Here is a 25479-nt window from a genome sequence, read left to right as displayed (position 1 = left end):
TTCTGGACTTTTGACGAAGGAAGGTAGCGCAGTCGTATGGCCGAGAAGACCAAGGGGTTGATCAGCATCGACGCCCCTGCCGACGCCGTGATGGACGTCATCGCCGATTTCGCGCAGTACCCCGAATGGGTGGCCGCGGCGAAGTCCGTCGAGGTGACGGCGCCGGGGCAGGGCGGCCGCGCGGACCGAGTGCGTTTTGTCCTCGACGCGGGGATGGTGAAGGACACCTACGAACTGCAGTATTCGTGGGCGCCTGACGGGATGGCAGTGAGCTGGGAGCTGATCTCGGGTGAGATCCAGAAGTCCCAATTCGGTTCGTACACACTCGAGCCCGGCCCGAACGGCACCACCTCTGTCACCTACGAGTTGACGGTCGACCTGACGATTCCGATGATCGGTCTCTTCAAGCGCAAGGCCGAGAAGATCATTACCGACACAGCTCTGAAAGAACTGAAGAAGCGAGTCGAGGGCTGAGTGCCGGAGCAACGATCTCGCGTCCAACTGTTCGTCGGTAAAGGCGGAGCAGGCACGACGACGCTTGCCTCGGCGACGGCTGTGTCGGCTGCGTCCGACGGGGCACGAGTGCTTTTGGTGTCGATCGATCAGGCAGGTTCTCTCGCGGATGTCGTGGGCGTGCCGGCGCTGCGAACGACTACACCTCTCGCCGAGCGCCTCGACGTCCGGCAACTCGACACTTCCGAGCTCCTCGAGGAAAAGTTCCGAGGACTGTCGGGATTGATCGATGCTGCAGGAAATTTCGGAGCGGGAGATCACGAACACGGTTCGTCGTTCGAGGGGTTGGAACCGGAAGAGTTGACGGGATCCCTGGGGATCCAAGACATACTCGGACTCTCCGAGATCGTCGATATCTCGAGCAGCGGTGACTACGACCTCGTGATCGTGGACTGTCCGGCCGCAGCCGAAGCACTGCGGATCCTCGGGTCGCCGTCGATGGTGTCGGAGTATCTCGAGCGATTGTGGCCGCGGCACAGGCGGATGGTCGCCGTGACGGGCTCGGACATGCGAGTGTTGCTACTCGTGTCCGTCATCGAACGCGTGCTCGCGTCGGTGGATCGAATCGCCGTTCACCTCTCGGATCGGGAGAACACCAGCGTGCGCGTTGTGACGTCGGCCGATGGCGTGTCGGCCGCGGCGACTCGCCGGACGTTGTCCGGTCTGGCTCTGGCCGGATTGCGAGTCGACGGGATTATGGTCAACAACCTTGTCCCGCAGTTCAACTCGTCGGCCGGGAAGGGTGTCGACGATTCGCCGGCGGCGCAGTGGCTTGCTTCGATCAGGGCGTCACAGGCACTCGTCGTCGACGATTTGCGTGGATCGACTGATGGAATGTCCGTCACAACGGTCGAGCGCGCCTGCGCCGAACCGGTAGGGTTGGCGGCTCTGGGCGAGATCGCGGCCACGTTCGAGGGTGGAACGGGCACGGATTCGGACACCGTCGACACAATCGACGCTGTCGACACCGCGGACAACATCGTGGTGTCGTTGGAGTCGGGGGCCGGAGTCGATTCGGTGTACGTGATGCGGATGTACCTTCCGCTCGTGGATCCGTCGTCGTTGTCGTTGGGCCGGGTGGAGGACGATGTGCTGGTGGGAGCAGACGGCGTACGACGCAGAGTTCGTTTGGCGTCGGTGCTGCGTCGTTGTGTCGTGAACGGGGCGGAGTTGGACGGCAGTTACCTGATCATCCGGTTCAGCCCGGATCCCGCGGTGTGGCCAGTATGAGCGAAGAGCACGAGCGCCTTGTCGCGGAATTTCGCGCGCTGGCGGATACCGTTCTGACGCGCCTGGAACCGGTCTTGCAAAAGGCTGCAGCAGCGACGGCCGACGTTGCGGGTGACTCGGCGTCAGCGGACACGCAGCCGGTGTTCACCGGCTGCAGTTGGTGCCCGGTGTGCGCTCTCGCTGCACTGGTTCGCGGTGAGCACCACGAACTACTGGCGTTTCTCGCGGGTCACGCAGCCGCGTTCCTCGCATTGCTTCGCGAGATTCTCGACGAGTTTCTCGGGGGGCCGTCCGGCCCGGATCGCGGACCGGACAGCGGAGCGACGACGCCAGGTGCCGAGCGAACTCGAACGGCGGCATTTGTCCCGATCAACGTGACGGTCAAGGACTGACTTAGTACCCCGGGTAGAGCTGACGGCCCGAGATGAGCACAATCGACACAATGGTCACCGACGCACGAGGCACCGATACAGGGTGCGCACTCCAGCGGGCGCCGCTCGCGCGGGAATTGGCGCGATGAGCGCGCGCCGCTTGAAAGCGGTCTCCGACTCCACCATGGACGACATCTTGACGGTCGGCATCGACGTCGGCGGAACGAGCATCAGGGCCTCCGTCGTGGACGTCGACGGACAAGTGCTCGAGATGATTCAAGCCCCGACCCCGCAGTCCGCACGCGCTCTCGAAGACGGCCTCGATCGCGTCGTACGCGAACTGGTCACCCGGCACGAGGTGTCTGCCGTGGGGTTGGCGGTCGCCGGCTTCATCACCTCCGATCGAAGCTCGGTTCGGTTCGCGCCGCACTTGCCCTGGGTGGACGCGCCGGTGGGCAGTGACTTGAGTAAGCGGCTCGGATTGCCGGTCGTTCTCGAGCACGACGCTAATGCAGCGGCGTTCGCGGAGCACCGATTCGGCGCGGCCGCAGGTGGCCGCAATGTCGTGATGGTGGCAATCGGGACCGGAATCGGCGGTGCGCTGCTGATCAACGGTGAGCTGTACCGGGGCAGTCACGGCGTCGCCCCCGAACTCGGCCACATCCAGGTCGTGCCAGGCGGGCGTCAGTGTGCGTGTGGCAAGCGTGGGTGTTGGGAGCGCTATTGCAGCGGAACGGCGCTCGTGGACACGGCAATCGAACTGCTGGCCGCCGACCCGGCTGCGTCGACGGTTCTGGCGCGCGAAGTAGCGGTGGATCCGGGTTCCCTCACCGGTCGCCGGATCGCCAACGCCGCGCAGGACGGTGACCCACTCGCTCTGGCAACCATTGCCGAGTTCACACGTTGGCTGGCCGTCGGATTGGCGATGGTCGGGGACGTCTACGATCCCGATCTGGTCGTGATCGCAGGCGGCGTCGCGAGTTCTGCCCCACTGTTTCTCGACGACGCCCGTGAGCAGTACGCGACATTGTTGACCGGCGCGAAGCACCGCCCACTGGCACGAATCCGTTCGGCTCAACTCGGCGAAGCTGCGGGCATGGTGGGCGCCGCCGCATTGGCGCGTTCGGTAGTGCCTCAGGATCTCGGTGGGGTCGACGGCGCTGGAACCACGTCTGCCGGACTGTGATCGGGTCGATCCTCCAGGGGCGTGTGTAGCGGGGGTTACCGGTCGGCAGTAAGGTCGTACTCAGCGAAATTCAGCTGTGAATGGGAGGGACGCCGTGTGGTATTGGCTCTTCAAGTATGTGTTGCTGGGGCCGATTCTCTGGCTGCTCGGGCGTCCGACGGTCAAAGGTCACGAGAACATTCCGACTGACGGCGCGGCCATTCTGGCCAGCAATCACCAGGCGGTTCTGGACTCGTTCTACCTTCCGCTTCGCGTCAACCGCCGTATCACCTTCCTTGCCAAGAGCGAGTACTTCACCGGTTCCGGCCTGAAGGGCGCTTTCCAGAAGTGGTTCTTCACCGCGGTCGGACAGGTCCCCATCGACCGAACCGGCGCGGATGCGGCGCAGGATGCGCTCAACGCCGGTCTCAAGGTTCTCGGTTCGGGCAGTCTGCTGGGTATCTACCCCGAAGGAACGCGTTCGCCTGACGGTCGTCTCTACAAGGGCAAGACCGGAATGGCGCGCCTCGCGCTCGAATCGGGCGTCAAGGTGATCCCGGTTGCGATGGTCGGTACCGACAAGATGAATCCGATCGGCTCACGGATGTGGCGCCCCGCGAAGGTCACCGTGATCGTCGGTGAACCCATCGATTTCTCCCGCTTCGAAGGCATGGGCGGAAACCGCTTCGTCGAGCGGGCTGTGACCGACGAAGTGATGTACAAGCTGATGAAACTCTCCGGTCAGGAGTACGTGGACATCTACGCGGCGAGCCTCAAGAACCAGGCGCCCACGAAACCCGAAGCTGCCGTCGATGTTCCGGCGGAAGGCGGCGAGTCGGTTGTCGATCTCGTGGTCTCGGCCGAGTCGAAGGAGTCCGCGAAGACCGACAAGGATTCGCTCCCGGACGCACAGGCCAGCTAGAGATTTCCCACACCTGCCGCACGCGCATTGGCTCCAGAGGCCGCGCGTGCGGCATAGTTTTCGGACGTGCGCTACTTCTACGACTGTGAATTCATCGAAGACGGTCGAACCATCGATCTCGTGTCCATCGGCGTTGTCTGCGAGGACGGCCGAGAGTATTACGCGGTCTCGACGGAGTTCGATCCCGCCCGTGCCGGTAGTTGGGTGCGCAAGAACGTGCTGCCGAAGTTGCCGCAGCCTTCGTCGCCGCTGTGGAAATCACGCGAGAAGATCCGCGACGATCTTCTGAAATTCTTCGTTCCGCGGCCGATGGTCGTTCCGGAGCTCTGGGCGTGGGTAGCCGCATACGATCACGTCGCGCTGTGCCAGTTGTGGGGCGATATGACCGAACTACCGCAGTCGATGCCGCGGTACACCCGCGAACTCCGACAGTTCTGGGAAGACAACGGCAGTCCTGCCCTCCCGTCAGCGCCCGCCGACGCACACGACGCACTTGCCGACGCCAGGCACAACCTCGTGAAGTTCGACGCGATTTCGGCAGCACGTTCACTTCGCTGACTCAGGTTTCGGTGCGCGAGAAGTGTCCCGATTGGGCTGCGATCGAGAGCCTGTGTGACGCGCCGACGGGCGAGCGAATATCCTGTAGAGGTGAACTGGACTGTCGACGTGCCGATCGACCGCTTGCCCGAACTCCCGCCGCTGCCTGCCGGACTGCGTAAGCAGCTCGACGAGGCACTCGCGAAGCCCGCTGCTCAGCAGCCCTCGTGGCCCGCTGACCAGGCGGCCGCCATGCGGACTGTGCTCGAGAGCGTGCCTCCCATCACGGTGGCCAGCGAGGTCGAGGCGCTGCAAGAGCGTCTCGCGCAGGTCGCGCGTGGTGAAGCATTCCTGCTCCAGGGCGGTGACTGCGCCGAGACATTTGCGGACAACACCGAGCCGCACATCAAGGGAAACATCCGCACGTTGCTGCAGATGGCCGTCGTGCTCACGTACGGTTCCTCGATGCCTGTCGTCAAGGTTGCTCGCATCGCCGGCCAGTACGCCAAGCCGCGTTCTGCCGACATCGACTCGCTGGGGCTCAAGTCGTACCGCGGCGACATGATCAATTCGCTCGTCGCCGACGAGGCAGTCCGTGCGCACGATCCTTCGCGTCTGGTGCGCGCATACGCCAACGCCAGCGCCGCGATGAACCTGGTTCGCGCGCTCACCGGCGCCGGTATGGCCGATTTGCACAAGGTGCACGACTGGAACCGCGAGTTCGTCGCAGCTTCGCCCGCGGGCGCACGCTACGAGCAACTGGCAGCCGAGATCGACCGCGGCCTGCAGTTCATGAACGCGTGTGGCGTCACCGATCCGAGCCTGCACCAGGCACAGATCTTTGCCAGCCACGAGGCCCTGGTTCTGGACTACGAGCGCGCGATGCTGCGTCTCGACAACGACAGCGACCACCCCAAGCTCTACGACCTGTCGGCCCACTTCCTCTGGATCGGTGACCGCACCCGTCAGCTCGACGGCGCGCACATCGCCTTCGCCGAGTTGGTCTCCAACCCGATCGGCCTCAAGATCGGTCCGAGCACCACGCCGGAAATGGCGGTGGAATATGTCGAGCGTCTCGACCCCACCAACAAGCCGGGTCGACTGACTCTGATCTCGCGCATGGGCAACGGCAAGGTCCGCGACCTGCTGCCGGCGATCATCGAGAAGGTCCAGGCCACCGGCCACCAGGTCATCTGGCAGTGCGATCCGATGCACGGCAACACCCACGAAGCCTCCACCGGGTACAAGACGCGCCACTTCGATCGCATCGTCGACGAGGTTCAGGGCTTCTTCGAGGTCCATAACGGCCTCGGCACGCATCCGGGTGGTATCCACGTCGAGCTGACCGGTGAGAACGTCACCGAGTGCCTCGGCGGCGCACAGGACATCTCCGACCTCGATCTCGGTGGTCGCTACGAGACGGCGTGCGACCCCCGATTGAACACCCAACAGTCGTTGGAGCTCGCGTTCCTCGTGGCCGAGATGCTGCGAGGCTGAAACCCTGCTTCGCCGAAGCTGATTCGCACCGGCACTGATTTTCGGCAAACGCCCTCACCCGCTCGCGCAGGTGGGGGCGTTCGCTATGTCGTGAATCGTGTGACGAATCGGCGCTGCCAGGGCATTTCGACGGCGCGAGGTGAGTAGCGTGCGCGAACGTACGCGGTGGCTTCCTTACTCGGCACTCCGTCCATAATGGCAAGAGCAGCCAAAGCTGTTCCGGTGCGGCCGAATCCGCCACCGCACGCGATCTCGACTCTTTCGGTTTCCGAACGCACCCACACTTCGTGCAAGGCGCTGCGCAGCGCGTCGGGATCGCTCGGCAACCAGAAATCTCGCCAGCGGACCCACACCGAATCCCACTCGGTGGCGGGAGGTTCTTTACCGGTCAGGTAGACACCGAAGGTGGGGAGAGGCCCGGAAGGAAGTGGATTGCGGAGTCCTCGACCCCGAATCGATCTCCCCGACGGCAAGTCGAGTATCCCTATGCTCTCGGGTTCCCACGTGGCCATGAATTCAGACTAGGCCGAAGCGGACTGTCAGGGAATTGCGACGACGCTGATGTCGGTGCCCTTGGCAACGAGGTCGTTCTTGACGCTCTGGCTGATGATGACCGAGCTGTCGTTCTGGGTGAGCTGACGCACGGTGATCTCGAGGCCGAGGCGGCCGAGTTCTTCGCGTGCTGAGGAGACGGAGCGGCCGATCAGCGAGGGAACCTTGACGGAGTCGGAGATGAGGAGAACAACGGAGGTGCCGGCGTTGACGGAGGACCCGACTGCGGGATCTGTGCCGATCACGCTACCGCCCTCGACGGCGTCGTCGAACGTTGTTCTGGTGGTGCTGACGGAGATACCTACCTTGTCGAGGGCGGCGCGCGCAGCGTTCTCGGACATGCCCTTCACATCGGGAATGTCAACGGGCGGTGACCCTTTGGACGTGATGACCTTGACCGAGGAGCCCACGGCAACCTCGGTTCCCGGCGCCGGGTCGAGCGCCGCCACGCCGCCGATCGGGATCTTGGAGCTGAATGTGTCCCCGCCGTCGACCGCGACGAGAGTACGGTCGGCGAGTTGTGCGCCCAGGGCCGAGACGTCGCCGCCGGCCGGAATGGGCGGAACAGTCGGACGCCCGAGCGAAGTCAGCAGCGCGACGGTCGAGCCTTTGGTAACCCTGGAGCCGGAGGCCGGGTCTGTCCCGATCACCGTGTCGATGGGTTGGGCGTCGGAGTACTGACCCTGGACGTCGGGGGAGAGCCCGGCGTCCTGCAGGGCGGTGACCGCAGTGTCCTTGGTCAGCCCGTCGATCGAGGGAACAGCTGTATAGCGGCCCGAGCCCATCCACCATCCGCCGAAGCCCAACGCAAGCGCGAGGACCGCGATGACGAGCAGCCAGATCAGGGTGGCTCGTCGAGACTTGCGTCGTGCTTCGACAAAATGAGCGTGCGGATCGTCAGGTCCCAGTTGGTCGTCGCCGAAATCGGAACCGTCGTCGAAATCCGAGTCGCCGTCGACCGTCGCCGGACGAGCAGTTTGTGCGGTGACCGCGCGAGTGTGCTGAATGCCACCGGGGGGAGGAGAGCCCGTGCCGAGCGCCGTGGTGGCTGCCGCAGCCGGGGCCACGCCGGACGCCAATACCGTCGTGGCGCCAGGGTTCGGGCGCGCAGCAGAGTTCGGGTGTACATCCGTCGGGGGCGCAGGCGCCGGTTGTGGCCGAGCCGGGGCAACCTGCGCGCTCTGGTGCTGGGCGCTTCGACGCGGAGCCGGAACGCGGTATGACGGAAGTTCCAGTTGTTCGCTCACACTGCGAAGTGCAGCTGCCATCTCACCAGCGTCGGCGAAACGATGTGCCGGCTCGCGGTGAGTGGCTTCGGCAACCAGGCGATCGAACTGCGCCGGTACACCGGGGATGCGTGAACCGGGGCGCGGGACATCGTCGTGGATGCGTTGGTAGGCGATGGAGAGTGACGTATCACCGGTGAACGGTGTTGTACCGGTGAGAAGTTCGAACATCAACACGCCGGTCGAGTAGACGTCGCTTCGAGTGTCGGCAATTCCTGACGTCACCTGTTCCGGCGACAGATAGGCTGCGGTGCCGAGGATCACGCTGTTGGAGGTGGTGGTTGCTGCCGCGGCTGCACGCACCAATCCGAAGTCGGCGATCTTCACTTCGCCGGTGTCCGAGATCAAGATGTTCTCGGGTTTGACGTCACGGTGAACCAGTCCCGCTCGATGCGCCACCGCCAACGCGTCCAGGACAGGTGCCACGACTGCAGCGACGGCGTGAGGCGGCATCGGTCCGCGCTCACGAAGGAGTTCGCGCAAAGTTCCACCGTCGACGAGTTCCATCACGAGGAACACGTGATTGCGATCGCTGCCCTGGTCGTAGACGGCCACAAGGGACGGATGCTTGAGTCTGGCCACGGCCCGGGCCTCGAACTCGAAACGAGTCAGGAACGCTGGATCGCCGGCAAATTGCGGGTCCATCACCTTGATGGCGACAGGCCGATCCAACCGTGTATCGAGGCCTCGATACACGGTCGACATACCGCCGCGCGCGATCGGTGCGTCCACTCGATAGCGGCGCTCGAGCATTTCGCCGATCAACCCTCGACCTCCGTAATGACTATTCCTCCGTGCTTGCGATCTGTGTGGTTGTGCTCTGTGTGGTTGTGCTCTGGGCGGTAGCTGTCAGCATGTAAGTAGTGGCCCCCGCCGGACGGGCGCCGATTCGCGGTCACCACGAAATCCCGGTTCACGAAATCCCGGTTCACGAAATCCCGGTTCACGAAATCCCGGTTACTGATACGCCGCATCCCGTCCATCGTAGCCAGCGATACCGACGCGGAAGTCTCGAGAACGTCACAGAGCGCTGTGACCCAAGCGGAGCGGCGGTTTCGAGCACTGCACCGGGCGGTACACAGCGGGCTCGCCGGACCGGATAAACTTCTCGCGGTGAGCGCGATTCCTTATTGTGATGATGTCCTGGATTCTTCGGTTTCCCTGTTCCAGCTGGTGGATGTGGCGAAGAACGTCGGGTTGCCGGTGAGCAAGGTTCACCAGTTGCTTCGCGATCACAAGATCATCGCAGTCAAGCGGCATGGCGTTCTCGGTGTCCCCGAAGTGTTCTTCGGCGAGGACGGCCAGATCGTCAAGTGGCTGCCCGGTCTGCTGGCGGTGCTGCACGACGGCGGCTACACCGATATCGAAATCCTCCGCTGGTTGTTCCTGGCCGACGATTCCCTGCCGGGGCGCCCGGTGGACGCACTGCATGGTGATCTCGCGCGTGAGGTCATCCGCCGCGCACAGGCCATGGCTTTCTGAGATGCCGGCCTTCTGACAACTCACCTCATGCGGTTTTTCGCCGCGTAGGTTGCCGACCGGACCAGACCCGGCGCAGCGACTCGAAGTCGCGTGCGTCCGGGAACGGACACACGTCGATGCAGTATCCGGAAGTCGGCGCGCTCGACCTGGTCGAGAATTGCTCCGTACAACACGAAAGCCGTGCGGATCGACGGCTGGACCCGCCGATCGAGCATCGGGATGCCGGATTCAGCAGACCGATACCGCCCCCGCGTCACGGCAATGAAGTGTGCCAGCGCGCGCTTGACCCGAACGTCCACCGTTCCGGTTCTGCGCCCGTGCTCGAGCATCTCGATGTCGACCCCGAATGCGGCGAACTCGCCCGCCGGGAGATACAGACGTCCCCGGTCGAGGTCTTCACCGACGTCGCGGATGAAGTTGGTGAGCTGAAACGCCTCACCGAGATTCGACGCGGGCACTACAGCTTCCTGCTGCGGAACGCTCACTCCGAGAATCGGGAGCATCTGCAAGCCGATGACGACGGCGGAGCCGTACATGTACTCGCTGAGTTCGTCCATCGTGTTGTAGACGGGTCGAAACTTCGCCGTGTCGGGGGCGTCCATCCGCATGGACTCGAAGAAGGCGTCGAAGTATGCACGCGGAATGTCGAACGTCTTCACAGCATCGGCGAAGGCAGGGAGTACGCGTGTCAGGTCGAGGGGAATCGTCGACGGGAAGCCACCTGTCGCAGTGGGGTTGTCGAGTGCGGTGACGGCTGCACGTTCGACGTCGGCGAGCACCGTGCCTCGTTCATGTGGACCCGAGGGTTCGTCCACGACGTCGTCGACGACGCGAGCAAATGCGTAGAGAGCGTGAACTGCGCGGCGTCGAGGCTCGGGCAGCAACCGAGTGGCCAGAAAGTACGTTCGGCCGTGTTCCCTCGTCACGTCCTCGCAGAATTCATAGGACGCAGACAATGCGTTCATGACACGCGGATCACGCAGATTCTGACGTCGAGGGCGCCGAGGCGGCTGACGTCATGTCGATCGGTTTCTCGTGTTTGCGTCCACGAAGTCTGAGTGGGTCTTCCGTCTGCAAGGACATCGCCGCGACGACGGCGACGAAGACGGCCAGAGCCACATGCGGGAAGGTGTAGAGGCCGAGCGATCCGTCCGGCTGGAACACCAGCATCAGCCAGGTGGACAGCCCGGTCAGTACGGCGAGAGTCGTCGGCGACATTGCGAAACCGGCCGCCACTGCCAGCGGCCAGGAGTAGTACCAGGGGAGTGCTGCGGGGGACAGAACGACGATGGCGACCATCACGATCACGATGCCCATGACGGCGTCGCGCTCGGTCTTGCGGTAGCGCCACCACACGACGGCGATGATCGCGATCAACACAACTGCCGAAATGGTCCGGGAGACTTCGAGGATTTCGTTGAAATGGTTACCGGCGAACCACGAGGTAGCCAAGGTACTGATTTCCGCTACGAGCGTGGGCAGCGAGAGCCAGTTGATGATCTTTGCCGAACCCGAGAGTGCCGTCGTCCAGCCGAGGCCGACTCCGGCGATCAGTGAGGTGGATCCGAGTACCGCCACGAACACCGCGAAACCCGCACCGGCCGTTTTGACGAACGATCGGATCGGTGACGCCGGTTCTCGCCCGGCCGCCGCCGCGTCCTCCCGCTCGTGGATCATCCAGATCCAGACTATGAAGGGAAGTGCGACGCCCGCGGTTGCCTTGATCGCAACGGCGAACGCGATCAGCCCGATTCCGAACAGGTGCTTGCGTTCGAGAGCGAGCGCAATACCCGCGGCCATGAGGCCGACCATGAGCATCTCGTTGTGAACGCCGCCGATCAGGTGGATCAGGACGAGGGGATTGAGTACTGCGAGCCACAGGGCGATCGAGGTATTTCCGCCGAGCTTCGTCGCGAGATGGGGAACGGCCCACATCATCAGGGCGAGTCCGGGCAGCATCGTGATCCGCAACAGCATCGTGCCGGCGATGACGTTCTCACCGGTCAGCCGAACGATGGCGTCGGCGAGGAGAAGGTGTACCGGACCGTACGGGGTAGTTGTCGTCGTCCACACGTTGGAGACGTTGTCGAGCAGGATTCCCGGATTGACGACGGGGCCGACGGCATACGGGTCGAAGCCGTTGCGTAACAAGGCGCCCTGTGCCAGGTAGGAGTAGGCGTCACGGCTGAACATGGGCACCGCGAACAGCAGCGGAAACGTCCAGACCGGGACGACGTAGCGCAGGCCGCGCAACGAGACGTCACCGCGCAGAGTCGAGCGGCCGAGTCGAACCCAGGCGGCGATCATGCACAGGACACCGATCCAGACGATGGCCGCCGACAGAATCGATCCGTGTCCGAAACGGAGCCAGGAGAGATGCATCGACTCGAGCAGCGGATCTTGGCGCCGGACGCTACCGGCACCGAATCCGCCGAACGTGATCATGACTGCGCCGAAGAAACCGAGCAGTGCACTGTGACCTTCGGGAGTCCGAAGGAAATTGGCGGCCCTTAGGTGCCACGGTCTTTCAGTGGCTGCGGCAGAGGACGTCATCGGTGCAGGTTCCTCCCCCGAGGAGATCGGTGTCGATCGGCGCATGCAGCGCCCGAGTCGGTGAATCGTGGATGAATGGTCGGTTACGAGGGGCTAGTTTAGTTGCTCGCACGAGTGCCCACCGCGCTGGCTCGCTCGCGTGTACCGGTAATACGTTCGGCGGCGAGCCGGCCGGACAGCAGAACGGTCGGTACTCCCACCCCCGGAACGGTTCCCGATCCGGCGAGAACGACGTTGTCGAAGCCGCGGGCGAGGTTCTTGCGTCGGAACGGCCCCGTCTGGGTGAAGGTGTGTGCCGCCGCGAACGGGCTACCCGCGGCCATGCCCTTCTCGAGCCAGGTCTGCGGGGTGTCGACGTGATCGATATCGAACCCCTCGACCAGTCCCGTATAGCCACGTTCTTGCAGCGTGAGGATGATTTCACGCACGTAGGCCGGGCCGAGAACTGCCCAGTCGAGCGGCGCACTGTCCAGATTCGGGCACGGCGCGAGGACTGACAGCGGTTCACGGATCCGGCCGTCTCGCGAGAAGGCCAGGCTCGGGTCGGTCTGCGCCGGTCGGGTGACGAGCAGTGACGGATCACTCATCAATTGCCCGCGGCCGCGGCGTGCCGTGATCTCGGCGAAGGTGCGCTTCCACGCCTCGCCGAAGTCGATCATGTGGTGTCGCTGCGCGGGCCATCCGTCGGCGACGGCTGAAGAAACAGTGCCGTGAATCACGACCGCGGACGGCGATGTACGCACCGGTCGCGGGCGCAATCGCGTATGCGGGCGCAAGAGGGAGTCCGTGACGGCCATGTCGGGGGTGAGGACTGCGACATCACAGTCGTAGCTCTCACCGTCGCGTGTGTGTACGGCACGCACGCGACGGTCGCTTACCTCGAGTCGTTCGACCGTGCGGCCGAGATGCAGAATTCCGCCGGCCTCGGTGAAAGCGTCGGCCATCGATTCGGCGATCGTGCGCATCCCGCCCTCGGGAAAGTAGACGCCCAGTGAGGTGTCCATGTGAGCGATCGCCCCGTACACCGCGAGGGCTCGAGACGGAGCAACTCCCGCATACAGCGCTTGGAAAGTGAAGATCCGCCGGAGGCGAGGGTCGCGGATCTTGCGATCCACCTGCCCGCCCAGTTTCCCGAATCCTCCCAGTGCGACGAGTCGGCTCAGATCCTTGACTGCTTCACGCGAATTGACCAGTCCGAGGGCAGAATCGAAGTCGGCGTCCATGAAGCGGTCGAATTCCGCGTCGAAGATGCGGTTCAGCCATCGCCGCAACGCACGGTATCGCTGCGCTTCTTCCGGCCCGCAGACACGGGAGACTTCGGCAGCCATGTCTTCGGGGTCGGCGTGAACATCGAGAGCGGTGCCGTCTGCGAATCGCGCGTGGTACGTCGGATCGAGCTTGTGCACAACGAATTTGGGGTTTGTCGAGTCGGGGTCGGCGCCGACGGCCGCAAGAGCGTCTTCGACGAGTTCGGGCATCGTGAGCACCGTTGCGCCGTTGTCGATGCTGTAGTCACTGCCCTGGTAGACACCGACTCGCCCGCCGACCGAGCCGTTGCTCTCGAGGATCGTGACGTCGCGGCCGGCGCCACGCAGATACAACCCCGCAGACAGTCCGGCAAGTCCCGCGCCGACGATCACGACTCGATCGGTCGGCAAGCTGACGGTTCGAGTGCGGTGCACGTCTGCCACGGTCAGTAGCTTCGCTTCGTGGCCGCGATCGCCATATCGGTCAGGCGAGCCTTGGACTCGGCCGTTGCCGTGCTCGAGTCGAGGGCGTTCGCAGCTGCCTCGACGAGGGTGTCGATCTGCGTTTCGACGTCGGTGACGGCGCCAAGATCGGTGATCACCTGACGCAGAGTGTCGACTTCGTTGTCGGTCAACTGGGTGCCGATTCCGTTGCGGAGCAGTTCTGCTGCCGCCGGATCTGCGGCGTCGGCGCGGGCAAGCGCCATCGCGAACAGGACAGTCCGCTTACCGGCGATGAGATCGTCGCCCGACGGTTTGCCCGTGACGGACGGATCTCCGAAGACACCGAGCAGGTCGTCGCGAAGTTGGAAGGCAATCCCGATGTCGGTGCCGAACGTCCGGTAGGCATCGATCAACTCGGCGTCTGCACCGAACAGTGCGGCGCCGAGGTGCAGGGGGCGTTCGATCGTGTACGCGGCGGTTTTGTAACGGTTGACCCGCATGGCTGCCTCGACGGTCTCGTCTCCGCGGGCTTCGTTGCTGATGTCGAGGAATTGGCCACCGAGCACCTCGGTGCGCATTGCCGACCAGACCGGGCTCACTCGTGCGGCCGCGTCGGGGCTGATCCCGGATTCTCGGATCATGTCGTCAGCCCAGGCCAAGGCCAGGTCGCCGAGGAGAATGGCGACAGCCTCGCCGAAGTGCGCGGAGTCGCCGCTCCACTCCTCGCCTCGGTGCTGGTCCTCGAATTCGACGTGAACGGTCGGGAAGCCGCGCCTGGTCGTTGATGCGTCGATGATGTCGTCGTGGACGAGCGCGCAGGCCTGCACCAGTTCGAGGGCCGCGCATGCGCGAATCACCGCCTCCGCGTCGCTCCCGTTCGGGTCGCCTCCGGCGCCGAGCCATCCCGTCCAGGCGAACGAGGGCCGGACGCGCTTTCCTCCGCGCAGGACGAAGGCTTCGAGGGTGCTGACGGCTTTCTCGTATCCACCGCCGATGTTCGAGACGAGTTCGCGGCGTGAATCGAAGAAGTCGCGGAGCGCTCCTTCGAACATGCCTGGCAGTTCGAGTGAGGTCGGATGCGGTGCGGTGTTGGTCGAACTCTGTCCAACGCGCGCGGTTCCTGCGGACAGGGTGGCCTCCAAGATCGGTATTGTTCTCGCGCCGGAGGGTTACACGGAAGCGAGCTTGGGGCCCAGCTTAGTGGGGGTTGGAATCAACGGCGGTTCGGGCCGTGAACTGCGTGATCCTGACATTCGGGATACGCAGTCCTGGGCGATGAGCTTGTTTGCAGCTGGAAAACATATGCTTGACCGGTGACATTCGATCCAGTCAGGGGCCGCTCCAGCGAGGGGTGGGCCACCCGAACACCGTCGATCGTCGATCGGATCGCTTCCTCGACAGGTAGCCGTATTCCGTTCTCGGTCGAGTTTTCGCCGCCGCGCGACGCTGACGCCGAAGCGCGCCTGTGGCGTGCGGTGCGTACCTTCGAGCGGCTCGGACCGGCGTTCGTCTCGATGACTTACGGCGCAGGTGGCTCGACGCGCGATCGTACGGTGCGCGTCACCGGCGAACTGGCCGAGGAGACGACCCTGCTGCCGGTTGCTCACCTGACTGCCGTCTCGCACAGCACCGAAGAACTTCGCGCCATGGTCGGTGCATACGCCGATCGTGGGATCAGCAACATCCTCGTGTTGCGCGGCGATCCGCCCGGTGATCCGCTCGGCGAGTGGAAGAAGCATCCCGAAGGCGTCGAGTACGCCGAGGAACTCGTGCGGATGGTCCGTGACCTGGGCGACTTCCATGTCGGCGTCGCGTCGTTCCCCGAGGGGCACTACCGCGCTCCGGACTTGGCGTACGACACGAAGTACCTGGTGTCGAAGTTGCGTGCCGGCGCCGAGTACTCGATCACGCAGATGTTTTTCGACGTGGAGGACTACCTGCGTCTCCGTGACCGCGTGAGTGCATACGACGCAGAACAGGGCGCCAAGCCGATCATCCCGGAGATCATGCCGGTGACGTCGCTGCGCTCGGTGAGGCGCATGCTCGAGCTCTCGGGCTCGTCGTTGCCTCCCGCCCTCGAACGCCGATTCGACGCCGCGGCCGGAAGCGGTCCGGAAGAGAACCGTGCAGCGGTCCGCGAACTCGGCATCGATCTGGCCACCGAGATGGGAGAGCGGTTGATCGCCGAAGGCGCTCCGTGCCTGCACTTCATCACGTTGAACTTCGCGCGCGCCACCAGTGAGGTCCTCGAGCGACTCGGTCTCACCCCCGACACCTCTGTCGGGACAGCACAAGCCGTCTGATCCCGGTTGCCCCGCTCGACACCAATCGAGGGGGCAATCGTCAGGCGCTACTTCGTGGTGTTTTTCGGATTCCTGTTGTCAGCTTGCTTGCTGCCAGGTGATTTCGTGACAGGCGTCTTCGTGGCCGGTGCTTTCGCGGCGGGCGCGCGCTTGATCGGTGCTCGATTGCGCGCCATCCAGGCCATTGCACCGACGATAATCGCGACACCGAGCGCCAGTCCGGCCATGATTCCTGCCCACCCGGCGAAGCTTCGGGTGCTGGGGTCCGCGTAGTTGACCTCGGCGCGCATTGTCGACACCTCGCCGGCGGGCAAAGTCCACGAAACCCGGGAATCGCCGTCTCGTGTTCCGTTGGTCGTGCCGACCCGTGCCGGGAAGGCGATGCTGACCTGGACGTCGGCGCCCTGAGTCGGAACCGTCTTCAGGTCTGCCTTGCCGTCGAGCGTGACGGTGTCCCCGGATCGCTTGAGGGTGATCTGGAACGACCCGGATCCCTCGGCATACATCGAGCCCAGTTGGGCGACGTCACCGAAGGACAAGTCGCTGAAGAACGCCTGGCTGCCGACGTATCCGTCCTTCTTGTATTCCTGAACCCGTATCTTGTCCTCCAGCGAGGAAGGCGGGGTCAGCTGCGGACCCTTGTCCGCCTCGTTCGCCGGAATAGCGGCAGCTACCACCTGTCCGGTCACACGATCGTTCGCGGACACTCCCATCGACACCTGCACGCGGATGCACCCGGCAAGCAAGGGAACAAGCATGAGGGCGAGCGCGGCAACCGTCAGGAAACGTTTCCGACTGGTCGGCTTGGCGGCGGGATCGGTGGACTGTTGCACAGTGGTCATCGTGCCAGCCGTGGCGTAGCCAGTCATCGAGGCGGGGGCGTGTCGGCGGGTGAAGTTCGGTGGGTGACCTTCACGACCTGCTCGAACGACGCATCCACTGACTCGCTTTACCCCGGCGGCTGTCGGACAGTGCGATTCGAGCGGCACTGCGACCACTGGCTCCGGACACACCACCACCGGGATGCGTCGAGGCTCCGGTCAGATACAACCCGTCTGCTCCCGGAACGCGATGGCCGGACAGTTCCGGAAGCGGTCGCCACAACATCATCTGATCGAGTGACATCTCGACGTGCATGACATTTCCGCCGATCATCCCCAATTCCGACTCGATGTCGCGGGGAGTCTGAATGAAGCGGTCGAGGACGGAATCGGCGAATCCGGGTGCAAAAGCCTCCATCTCGCCGACGATCCGGTCGGCCTCGGCCTCGGCGACCGACGCCCAATCGCGATGTCCGCTGAGACGATACGGCTGCCACTGCGACCACAGTGTCACCTGATGCCGCCCGGCCGGGGCGATCGTGGGATCGATTCCGCTGAAACTCATGCCGAGAACCGCAGGGCGAGGAGGCAGTTCCCCTGCCAGTGCTGCGCCGTGTGCAGTGCGCAAGTGGGCGCGATCGGAAACGAGTAATTGCAATCCCGAGGTACTTTCCCGTGTCGTGGCGTCGCCGCGGTAGGACGGGAGCGCAGATGTTGCCAGTCGCAATACAGCGCCGATGCCGGGGCCGACCCTGATCTTCCGCCGCCAGTGATCGAGCGTGGTTCGGTCGAATCCTCCGGTGCCCAGGAGATCGAGTGTCGTGAGGATGTGGCAACCCGCGATTACCTTGCGAGCGTGAACTTCTCGACCGCTCTCGGTTGTGACGGTCCAGTGGTTCGAGTTCCGGCGGATCGACGTCACGCCGTCACCGAGCGCGACGGTGGCGCCGTCGACAGCCATCCGGGAGGCCAACGCAGCACTCAGTGCGCCGCTCCCTCCGACTGCTCGCCCGGGCGGTAGGACGTGCATGAGGGCCGCGAAGCCGACCATCGGAGCGGTTCCCGGTTCCGACATCGGAGGCCCGGACTGGGCGCCGAACCACGCCAACGCTGCCTTGAGCGCCTCACTGTCGAAATACTCGTCCAGCAGTGCGTCGCCAGGCGCGAGGAACTGCCGCGACAGTTCGCTGTTGCCGCGCGCTGTGGCCAGTCCTCCGAACGCACCGATCAGGTTCGATCCGGTGGGCGGTGTGGAAAATGCCTTCATCACGTGTCGGCTGCGCTCCGACCAGACCGCGAAGAACTGCCGGTACGCGTCGGCGTCCTTTGTCCCGCAAGCTCGTTCGATGGACCGGCAGGTTGCATCGAGGTCGCGATGAAACACGATGCCCGGCCCGTCGGTGCCAGGGGCGGGCGGAGCGAACGCCCACGGGTCACAGTCGATGTAGCGAAGGCCGTGCGCGCCGAGTCCGAGTTCCTCGATGATGCCACTGTGTCGGATCATGAGGTGCGCAGACGACCCCCGGTCCACCTTGTATCCGGGAAATCGCTCGACGGTCGAGACGGCACCGCCGAGAACCGTGTCCTTCTCGAGAACCTCGACCGACCAACCCTCACGTGCGAGATACGCGGCCGAAACGAGCGCGTTGTGTCCGGAACCGACGACGACGGCGTCGAAAAATGCGCTCACAGCGGCAGTCCACGGCCGAGGACCGCAAATGGCCGGTTGTCGCCGGCAAAACGAAATCTGCGGAGCACGTCGCAAAAGCCGAGACGGCGGTACAGCCGCCAGGCTCGGTTGTCCTCGTCGAACACCTCAGGTGTCGACAACAGAACGCTGCGTTCGGTTCGATCGACGAGGAGGTGGCGCAAGAGCGATTCGCCCAATCGGTGACCTTGACCGTTCGGATGCACGTGGAGTTCGGTGAGTTCGAAGTAGTCGCTCAGAATCGCGTCGATCTCGCTCTGAGGGCGACCCGAGCGCCGAAGCCCGTGCAGTACCTGTTGATGCCACCACTGGTCCGGGCTCCCGCGATACCCGTAAGCGATCCCCACCAGCGGCAGATTTTCGTGTGACGGTTGCTGGGGAACCGCCAATGCGCCGACGGCTTTCCAGCCAGGCCGGTTCGCGTGCTCCTGCCACATCGGTGCGCGATGGAACTCGGTTCCTCGCGGATAGTCCATCGCAGTGACGTACACGGCCAGTGCCTCGTGGAGTCGACTCGCGAATTCTTCACGATCGAGGTCGACCGTATGTGGTGTCCAGGCGATCTGCGGGTCGACCGGTCTCACCTCTTCTCTTGACGGCGTGTCGGTGGGTGCAGTTATATTGAATAGGTCGAACAGATGTTCGATGTGGGTGATCCGGAGATGCCCGAAGGGAAGCGGGCATCTCCGGCCCACCTGGCCTTGGATCCTTACGGTGCAGGAGGTGCCCCGATGTCCGAGCATGTAAAGCCTGATCGTGTGAAGTGCCAACGAACTCTTCCGGCCGAGTTGTCGAGCCCGTCGGATGCCGCAATCTCGCGATTGCCGATATCGGCGAGGCGGTCCTTCGGTGCGACGGACGCCAGCCACCGCACTGCGCAAGTGGGAAAGTCCGGTGTGGCGTGGGGGCTCCTCCGGAAGGCGGATGCGCTTCTCGAGGAAGCGATTGGGGCGGGAGATCCTGCCGACCGGTTCCGGTGTGCCTATCTGGCAGCACTACGTGGTGCCGGGGCAGTGTTGGCCGCCGCTCCTGCCGGTGCCGGATCGAAGCGCAAGCGAAGCGGAAACGCGTGGGTTCTGATGGACGCCGCAGCGCCCGCGTTCGGAGCGTGGTCGAAGTTCTTCGCGGGGTGGTCCGCTGCGCGTGCGGCCGTGGAAACCGGTGTGTCGATCGTGATCACGGACTCCGATTCCGATGCATTCTTCGCCGAGGTCGGTCGTTTTCTCACGGCGGTCGAAGATTTCATCGGTCAGGACGCGTCCGAGCATTTGCGAGCGTCGTGAACAAATGGTCCGTGTTGGCAGTTGTTTCCGGGGAATTTCCTGGTCCGCACAGGCAAATGGAGCCGAATCGGGGCCCTTCGGCACGAATACGTACGCTTGTGGCGGAACTCGTACCCGGAGTTGGTGGTCCGAGACCTAAACTGCTCGTATTATGAAAACAGGTAATCGTCCAACTTGATTACCCGCCGCCCCACACCGTGGGGTGGTTGCCAAACTTCCAGTGCCGGGGGAGGTACCGTGCCACTCTCCGAGCACGAGCAGCGCATGCTCGATCAGATCGAGAGCGCTCTCTATGCCGAAGACCCCAAGTTCGCCTCCAATGTGAGGGGCGGCCGTATGCGGGCGCCGTCGAGTAGACGGCGGTTCCAAGCAGCGGCTCTATTCGTGCTGGGTCTGGTCCTGCTGATCGCGGGGGTTGCCCTCCCGCTCAAGCCGGGCGGTTTTCCGATCATCAGCCTGTTCGGTTTCTTGTTCATGTTCGGCGCAGGGGTCTTGTTCCTCTGGGGTGGTGGACGCAAGTCCGCAGCAGCAGCCGAACCCGCTTCCGAAGGTGGCAATCATCCCTCCGGTCCGCCGGGTAGGGGTAGTGCCGGTGGATCCGGGCGGGGACGCGGCCGCAAGTCCGGCGGCGGATTCTCGTCGCGGATGGAAGATCGATTCAAACGCAGGTTCGAGCAGGACTAGCTCTCCCGCCCTTCTTCGGGCGTACTTCGAGAGTGGTGCAGTTCGGACATGACGCCCTCTGTAGGGCACGGACGACCACACGTGTGGCGGTCGGCAACCAAGGTTGCCGACCGCCACACGTCGTTGGTGTGGGTGTTGTACATGTGTGCCGGCAATCCATCGAAGTGAATCAGTGACGCGCGAGCGAATCACTCGCCACCCACGGTCGCCCCTAGGCAAGCCCGCGGGCTTCCTCCACTTCGCTCCACTCGCCCCTCCACTTTCCTCCACCCTGGTCGAACTGCAACGCACGACCAGACCTCGTCCCGCTCACGTCTATTCGAAAACCGCGCTTGTACTGCGATTATGCTTGGGGGAGCGACAAATCGTGGCGTGAAGGGTCGATATGACGGCGGTGTGGGCCGGGACACGGTTGCAAATTTCCCCCACGTATCCCCACCTGCGCTGACCTGCTATTTATCAGCAAATGATGCTGAATAGGGACCATGTGCTCCTTGTTTGTGGGGGAAAGTGGGGTACTGTGGGTTCGGGCGGAGAGCTGAAGCACGATCCGCTCGATAGGGAGGGTTTCAGCGCAAGCTCGCAGGAGGTGTCGAGTGTTCCTCGGTACCTTCACGCCGAAGCTCGACGACAAAGGTCGGCTCACGTTGCCGGCAAAGTTCCGAGACGAACTGGCAGGAGGATTGATGATCACCAAGAGTCAAGATCACAGCCTCGCCATCTACCCCCGGGACGAGTTCGTCAAGCTTGCTCGAAAGGCAGCGGCAGCTCCACGCAATGATCCGGCAGCTCGGGCGTATGTACGTGCCCTGGCCGCCGGTACAGATGAACAGCACGCCGATGCCCAGGGGCGAATCACCCTCTCGGCTGATCATCGGCGTTACGCAAACCTGTCCAAGGAATGCGTAGTGACCGGCTCCGTCGATTACCTCGAGATCTGGGATCTAGCAGCCTGGGAGAGGTATCTCGGAGACAACGAAGAGGACTATTCGCAGGCAACAGGCGAATCTCTCAGCGAGATCGTCTAGGCGAAGAGCCCCCGGCGAATGCCGCGAGGCCTCTGCCCGGAAAGACCCTGACGCACTTCCCCAGCGCCAGGTTCTCCTTCGGGCAGGGACCTCGAAGCATTCGCCTTCTCGAACAGTCATCGCCTTCTCGGAGAGTCAGCACCTTTTCGAAAAGTCATCGGAAATCATGAAAGTAGGAGCCGGAGCAATCATGGTGGATCACGAGGTGAACGAACCCTCGGATGCCGATGGCTTCGCGCACGTCCCCGTACTTCTGCATCGTGCCGACGATCTTCTCGGCCCTGCCATCACCGCCGTCGGTGACGGTGGCGAAGGCGCATACATGATCGATGCGACGTTGGGGCTCGGAGGCCACTCCGAATTCTTCCTCGGCAAGTACCCGGGCCTTCACCTCATCGGTCTCGATCGCGACACCAACGCACTCCGCATCGCTTCCGAGCGTCTGGCGCCATTCGCGGACCGAACCACGTTCGTGCACACCACGTATGACGGGATCGAAGACGCGCTCGAACAGGCAGGTCTGCCGTCGACGGAGTCGGTTCACGCGATCCTCTTCGATCTGGGTGTGTCGTCGATGCAGTTGGACGAAGCCGACCGAGGTTTTGCGTACTCGATCGACGCCCCTCTCGACATGCGGATGGATCAGACGGTCGGGCTGACCGCGGCAGAGGTCCTGAACACCTACAGTCACGGCGACCTTGCTCGCATTCTGAGCACGTACGGCGAAGAGCGGTTCGCCGGAAAGATTGCGTCCGAGATCCTTCGGCAGCGTGAGCGTGAACCATTCACCACCAGTGCAGCTCTGGTCGAGTTGCTGTACCGAACAATCCCGGCGGCCACGCGGCGTACGGGTGGACACCCGGCCAAGCGCACCTTCCAAGCGCTGCGGATCGAAGTCAATGCCGAGTTGGATTCGCTTCGTGCGGCCGTTCCTGCCGGGCTCGATGCACTGGCAGTCGGTGGGCGAGTGGTGTTCATGTCCTACCAGTCGCTCGAGGATCGAGTTGTGAAGGCGGAGTTGGTTCCCCGCTCGAAGTCCACCAGTCCTGAAGGTCTACCGGTCGAGTTGCCGGGTATGGGGCCGGAGTTCCGCATTCTCACCCGTGGCGCAGAACGTGCGTCTGAGCAGGAAATCGAAGAGAACCCACGATCAGCTCCGGTGCGTTTGCGTGCCGCAGAACGCATTTCCAGGAGGCGGGCATGAGTCGTCAGGGCAAATCCGGTGCAGCGCAACGCGCATACGACAAGCGCACCGCACGGGCGGCAGGCCGGACCGGAACTGCCGCTGCTGTCGGCCCGTCGATCTCTCCTCGGGCGATGCTCAAGGGGCGGGTACCGTTCGTGGCCTCCGTTATCGGACTTCTGTCCATCGGTCTCGCGGTGACTCTGCTGCTGACCACTCGCGCTGCCGAGGATTCGTACCAACTCAGTGATGCACGTGCATACAACCAGTCTTTGGTCGAGCAGAAAGCAGCGCTCGAACGTGACTTCCAGTCGCGTAACTCGGCTCCGGAGTTGGCAAATCAGGCAAGCGCTCTCGGCATGGTCCCCGCCAAGGACCCTGCACGTCTGGTAGTTCATCCGGATGGTTCGGTCGAGGTCGTCGGAACGCCGACTCCCGCGACTGCCGGCGCGATGCCGCCGCTCGATGCGCCCACATCGGTGCCCGCACCGACCGCGACACCGCCGCGCACCACAACGCCGGTTGTTCCTGGAGCCACGCCGAGCGTTCCGAATAACACGCGAAACCTCGCGCAGAGTGAACAATTGGTTCCTGTGATCCCCACGACGACAGCACCCGCCACCACGACGGCGGTGCCTGCTCCGCCTGAGGAACGTCGGTGAGTCAGAACTCCCGTAACAACCCCGGTCGGCGTCCGCGCCGCTCGGCCACTGCCTCATTTCCGTTTCGTCAGCGAGTCGGTCGTATCACCATGTGTGGTGCGCTCGCCGTTGCGGCATTGCAGCTCTTGTGGATTCAGGGAATCGATGCGCCGAGCCTGGCTGCGGAATCTGCGAATCAACGAACCACGACGCAGGTCGATCCGGCCGTACGCGGCTCGATAACCGATCGCAACGGAAACCCCCTCGCGTTCACCATGGAAGCCAAGGCGCTGACTTTTCAGCCGGTGCGAGTACGCAAGGAACTCGAGGAAGCGCGCGCCAAGAGCATCGAGCAGGGCGCCGAGGGTGACAAGCAGGCGCCGGAAGTCAGCGATCGCCTCGCCGAGATCGCCGCCGGAATCCACGCCAAGCTCGGCGATACCGTTCCGGAAAAAGATCTGCTTCAGAAGATGAACAGCAACGAGACTTTCACGTACCTCGCCCGCAGCGTGGATCCGGCGGTTGCTGCCGAGATCTCGGACAAGTTCCGGGAGGTCGGCCTCGAGCGACAGGACATCCGCGAGTACCCCGGTGGCTCTCTGGCGGCGAATCTCGTCGGCGCGACCGGCTGGGACGGGCACGGTTTGCTCGGCCTCGAAGATTCGATGGACTCCACGCTCGCCGGAACCGATGGATCCGAAACGTACGACCGCGGTTCCGACGGCGCTGTGATCCCTGGTAGCTGGCGTGACAAGCAACCGGCCGTCAACGGTTCGGGCGTCGAGCTGACCATCGATTCGGACCTCCAGTTCTACGTTCAGCAGCAGGTCCAGATCGCCAAGGACAAGTCGGGCGCAAAGAACGCTTCGGTTGTGGTCATGGACTCCAAGACGGGACAGGTGTTGGCCATGTCCAACGACAGCACCTTCAACCCCGCGATCGGCATCGACAAGAACGCGCCGACAGCCGAAATGGGCAATCCGTCGGTCAGTACGCCGTTCGAGCCCGGATCGGTGAACAAGATCGTCACCGCAGCAGCGGCCATCGAGGACGGTAAGACAACTCCGGACGAAGTTCTGCAAGTCCCGGGCAGCATCACGATGTCCGGTGCCACAGTCAAGGATGCGTGGGATCACGGTGTGGCCCCGTATACCTCTACCGGTGTGTTCGGAAAGTCCTCGAACGTCGGCACCTTGATGCTCGCTCAGCGAGTGGGCGAGGATCGCTACGCAGACATGCTGAACAGGTTCGGCCTCGGACAACGCACCGACGTCGGACTTCCCGGCGAGAGCGCCGGCAGCGTCCCGAGTCGCGATCAGTGGTCCGGCGGAACCTTCGCGAACTTGCCGATCGGGCAGGGTCTTTCGATGACAACCTTGCAGATGACCGGGATGTACCAGGCCATTGCCAACGACGGTGTGCGAATTCCTCCGCGAATCGTGAAGTCGACTGTCGATTCTTCCGGCACTCGGACCGAGACGCCGCAGCCCGAGGGTGTCGAGGTGGTCAGCGCCCAGACAGCGTCGACGGTTCGGGACATGTTCCGATCGGTCACTCAGGAAGACACCGGCAACCAACGAGGAACCGGTGTTGCCGCGGGCGTCGAGGGATACCAGGTCAGCGGAAAGACCGGCACCGCGCAGCAGGTGGATCCCGCGTGCAAGTGCTACTCCAACTCCAACTACTGGATCACCTTCGCGGGGATCGCGCCCGCGGACAACCCCCGATTCGTGATCGGAATCATGCTCGACGCACCGGTTCGCGGTGTGGACGGCGGCGGCGGTCAATCGGCAGCACCGTTGTTCCACAACATCGCGTCGTGGATGCTGCAGCGTGACAGCGTTCCGATGTCGCCGGACCCCGGTCGCAAGTTGGTGTTGCAGGCGGACTGATTGCGGTGTGTCGGTTTCGACAGGGTCTTCGGGTGAATCCCGGACACGGTAATCTCAAACGTCGCAGTAACCTCATTCATCGCAGTACGCCGAACTTTGCTTGCGCTGCGACCGCCAAAGAACAACGACAATTGCCA

The 25479-nt window shown here is 63.6% G+C and carries 24 protein-coding genes; 15 read left to right on the top strand and 9 right to left on the bottom strand.

Annotated features, from left to right (window positions below; genetic code table 11):
- Positions 1-36 precede the first annotated feature (36 nt).
- The 7 genes from H7C86_RS09250 (at position 37) to H7C86_RS09220 (ending at position 6235) form a co-directional block, all read left to right on the top strand.
- Complete coding sequence (locus H7C86_RS09250) at positions 37-474, top strand: SRPBCC family protein (protein WP_019748898.1); 438 nt, start codon at positions 37-39, stop codon at positions 472-474.
- The gene (locus H7C86_RS09245) at positions 475-1743 is read left to right on the top strand and encodes an ArsA family ATPase (protein WP_070386502.1); all 1269 of its coding nucleotides are present in this window, start codon (positions 475-477) and stop codon (positions 1741-1743) included.
- Complete coding sequence (locus tag H7C86_RS09240) at positions 1740-2135, top strand: hypothetical protein (RefSeq protein ID WP_019748896.1); 396 nt, start codon at positions 1740-1742, stop codon at positions 2133-2135. Before H7C86_RS09245 ends, H7C86_RS09240 begins: the two co-directional genes overlap by 4 nt.
- A 124-nt stretch (positions 2136-2259) precedes the next feature.
- Complete coding sequence (locus H7C86_RS09235) at positions 2260-3300, top strand: ROK family protein (protein WP_020969875.1); 1041 nt, start codon at positions 2260-2262, stop codon at positions 3298-3300.
- Positions 3301-3394: 94 nt separating this feature from the next.
- A complete protein-coding gene (locus H7C86_RS09230; protein WP_020969874.1) occupies positions 3395-4201 on the top strand; it encodes a 1-acyl-sn-glycerol-3-phosphate acyltransferase in 807 nt (268 codons plus the stop codon).
- Positions 4202-4267: 66 nt separating this feature from the next.
- Entirely contained in the window at positions 4268-4759 is a 492-nt protein-coding gene (locus tag H7C86_RS09225) for a polyadenylate-specific 3'-exoribonuclease AS (protein ID WP_003941683.1), read from the top strand.
- A 90-nt stretch (positions 4760-4849) separates the two neighbouring features.
- Positions 4850-6235, top strand: a complete 1386-nt coding sequence (locus H7C86_RS09220) for a class II 3-deoxy-7-phosphoheptulonate synthase (RefSeq protein ID WP_007730070.1) — start codon at positions 4850-4852, stop codon at positions 6233-6235.
- Between the two features lie 83 nt (positions 6236-6318).
- Here H7C86_RS09220 and H7C86_RS09215 read toward each other — a convergent pair whose 3' ends face one another.
- Both H7C86_RS09215 and pknB read right to left on the bottom strand, forming a co-directional pair.
- Positions 6319-6747, bottom strand: a complete 429-nt coding sequence (locus H7C86_RS09215; RefSeq protein ID WP_182261441.1) for a protein-tyrosine phosphatase family protein — start codon at positions 6745-6747, stop codon at positions 6319-6321.
- Positions 6748-6774: 27 nt separating this feature from the next.
- Positions 6775-8838: a Stk1 family PASTA domain-containing Ser/Thr kinase gene (gene pknB, locus H7C86_RS09210; protein ID WP_019748891.1), complete on the bottom strand. Its 2064-nt coding sequence runs from the start codon at positions 8836-8838 to the stop codon at positions 6775-6777.
- A 348-nt stretch (positions 8839-9186) separates the two neighbouring features.
- Between pknB and H7C86_RS09205 the strand changes: the two genes are divergently transcribed.
- Complete coding sequence (locus H7C86_RS09205) at positions 9187-9555, top strand: Rv2175c family DNA-binding protein (RefSeq protein ID WP_020969869.1); 369 nt, start codon at positions 9187-9189, stop codon at positions 9553-9555.
- Positions 9556-9575: 20 nt separating this feature from the next.
- Here the strand turns inward: H7C86_RS09205 and H7C86_RS09200 are convergent, their stop codons facing one another.
- The 4 genes from H7C86_RS09200 to H7C86_RS09185 form a co-directional block, all read right to left on the bottom strand.
- Positions 9576-10520 (bottom strand): phytoene/squalene synthase family protein, encoded by a 945-nt coding sequence (locus tag H7C86_RS09200; RefSeq protein ID WP_182261440.1) that lies wholly within the window; start codon positions 10518-10520, stop codon positions 9576-9578.
- Between the two features lie 10 nt (positions 10521-10530).
- On the bottom strand, positions 10531-12108 hold the full coding sequence (locus H7C86_RS09195) for an alpha-(1->6)-mannopyranosyltransferase A (RefSeq protein ID WP_139120594.1): 1578 nt from the start codon (positions 12106-12108) through the stop codon (positions 10531-10533).
- A 98-nt stretch (positions 12109-12206) separates the two neighbouring features.
- The gene (gene crtI / locus H7C86_RS09190; RefSeq protein ID WP_182261439.1) at positions 12207-13799 is read right to left on the bottom strand and encodes a phytoene desaturase family protein; all 1593 of its coding nucleotides are present in this window, start codon (positions 13797-13799) and stop codon (positions 12207-12209) included.
- A 2-nt stretch (positions 13800-13801) separates the two neighbouring features.
- The gene (locus H7C86_RS09185; protein WP_021344573.1) at positions 13802-14941 is read right to left on the bottom strand and encodes a polyprenyl synthetase family protein; all 1140 of its coding nucleotides are present in this window, start codon (positions 14939-14941) and stop codon (positions 13802-13804) included.
- 171 nt (positions 14942-15112) lie between these two features.
- Here H7C86_RS09185 and H7C86_RS09180 point away from each other — a divergent pair, with 171 nt between their 5' ends.
- A complete protein-coding gene (locus H7C86_RS09180; RefSeq protein WP_020908084.1) occupies positions 15113-16102 on the top strand; it encodes a methylenetetrahydrofolate reductase in 990 nt (329 codons plus the stop codon).
- Between the two features lie 47 nt (positions 16103-16149).
- On the opposite strand, the gene H7C86_RS09175 is transcribed toward H7C86_RS09180, so the two are convergent.
- The 3 genes from H7C86_RS09175 to H7C86_RS09165 all read right to left on the bottom strand — a co-directional run bounded on the left by H7C86_RS09175 (position 16150) and on the right by H7C86_RS09165 (position 19215).
- The gene (locus tag H7C86_RS09175) at positions 16150-16944 is read right to left on the bottom strand and encodes an LppM family (lipo)protein (RefSeq protein WP_259349074.1); all 795 of its coding nucleotides are present in this window, start codon (positions 16942-16944) and stop codon (positions 16150-16152) included.
- Between the two features lie 70 nt (positions 16945-17014).
- The gene (locus H7C86_RS09170; protein WP_069146860.1) at positions 17015-18613 is read right to left on the bottom strand and encodes an NAD(P)/FAD-dependent oxidoreductase; all 1599 of its coding nucleotides are present in this window, start codon (positions 18611-18613) and stop codon (positions 17015-17017) included.
- The gene (locus H7C86_RS09165; protein ID WP_019748882.1) at positions 18610-19215 is read right to left on the bottom strand and encodes an N-acetyltransferase; all 606 of its coding nucleotides are present in this window, start codon (positions 19213-19215) and stop codon (positions 18610-18612) included. The genes H7C86_RS09170 and H7C86_RS09165 overlap by 4 nt, the downstream gene beginning before the upstream one ends.
- 147 nt (positions 19216-19362) lie before the next feature.
- Between H7C86_RS09165 and H7C86_RS09160 the strand changes: the two genes are divergently transcribed.
- From H7C86_RS09160 to H7C86_RS09135, 6 genes are all read left to right on the top strand, one after another.
- Positions 19363-19914, top strand: a complete 552-nt coding sequence (locus tag H7C86_RS09160; protein WP_020908080.1) for an SAV_6107 family HEPN domain-containing protein — start codon at positions 19363-19365, stop codon at positions 19912-19914.
- Between the two features lie 237 nt (positions 19915-20151).
- Entirely contained in the window at positions 20152-20598 is a 447-nt protein-coding gene (locus tag H7C86_RS09155) for a DUF3040 domain-containing protein (RefSeq protein ID WP_019748880.1), read from the top strand.
- 596 nt (positions 20599-21194) lie between these two features.
- Positions 21195-21626, top strand: a complete 432-nt coding sequence (mraZ, locus tag H7C86_RS09150; RefSeq protein ID WP_003941779.1) for a division/cell wall cluster transcriptional repressor MraZ — start codon at positions 21195-21197, stop codon at positions 21624-21626.
- A gap of 190 nt (positions 21627-21816) precedes the next feature.
- The gene (gene rsmH, locus H7C86_RS09145) at positions 21817-22830 is read left to right on the top strand and encodes a 16S rRNA (cytosine(1402)-N(4))-methyltransferase RsmH (protein ID WP_020969860.1); all 1014 of its coding nucleotides are present in this window, start codon (positions 21817-21819) and stop codon (positions 22828-22830) included.
- On the top strand, positions 22827-23471 hold the full coding sequence (locus H7C86_RS09140) for a hypothetical protein (RefSeq protein WP_020969859.1): 645 nt from the start codon (positions 22827-22829) through the stop codon (positions 23469-23471). Before rsmH ends, H7C86_RS09140 begins: the two co-directional genes overlap by 4 nt.
- Entirely contained in the window at positions 23468-25342 is a 1875-nt protein-coding gene (locus H7C86_RS09135; protein WP_020908076.1) for a penicillin-binding protein 2, read from the top strand. Before H7C86_RS09140 ends, H7C86_RS09135 begins: the two co-directional genes overlap by 4 nt.
- Positions 25343-25479 lie beyond the last annotated feature (137 nt).

The sequence above is a fragment of the Rhodococcus sp. UFZ-B548 genome (genome assembly GCF_903819475.1).
Classification (GTDB): Bacteria; Actinomycetota; Actinomycetes; order Mycobacteriales; family Mycobacteriaceae; genus Rhodococcus_F; species Rhodococcus_F erythropolis.
Note: the sequence above shows the minus strand (reverse complement) of the source record. Positions and strands in the feature narration are given on the sequence as shown.

Bases quoted from the DNA above. Each gene is read 5' to 3' on its own strand.
- H7C86_RS09250 (WP_019748898.1), top strand. From the start codon at position 37: ATGGCCGAGAAGACCAAGGGGTTGATCAGCATCGACGCCCCTGCCGAC.
- H7C86_RS09240 (WP_019748896.1), top strand. From the start codon at position 1,740: ATGAGCGAAGAGCACGAGCGCCTTGTCGCGGAATTTCGCGCGCTGGCG.
- H7C86_RS09235 (WP_020969875.1), top strand. From the start codon at position 2,260: ATGAGCGCGCGCCGCTTGAAAGCGGTCTCCGACTCCACCATGGACGAC.
- H7C86_RS09215 (WP_182261441.1), bottom strand. From the start codon at position 6,747: ATGGCCACGTGGGAACCCGAGAGCATAGGGATACTCGACTTGCCGTCG.
- H7C86_RS09200 (WP_182261440.1), bottom strand. From the start codon at position 10,520: ATGAACGCATTGTCTGCGTCCTATGAATTCTGCGAGGACGTGACGAGG.
- H7C86_RS09195 (WP_139120594.1), bottom strand. From the start codon at position 12,108: ATGACGTCCTCTGCCGCAGCCACTGAAAGACCGTGGCACCTAAGGGCC.
- H7C86_RS09175 (WP_259349074.1), bottom strand. From the start codon at position 16,944: ATGACCACTGTGCAACAGTCCACCGATCCCGCCGCCAAGCCGACCAGT.
- H7C86_RS09160 (WP_020908080.1), top strand. From the start codon at position 19,363: ATGTCCGAGCATGTAAAGCCTGATCGTGTGAAGTGCCAACGAACTCTT.
- rsmH (WP_020969860.1), top strand. From the start codon at position 21,817: ATGGTGGATCACGAGGTGAACGAACCCTCGGATGCCGATGGCTTCGCG.
- H7C86_RS09140 (WP_020969859.1), top strand. From the start codon at position 22,827: ATGAGTCGTCAGGGCAAATCCGGTGCAGCGCAACGCGCATACGACAAG.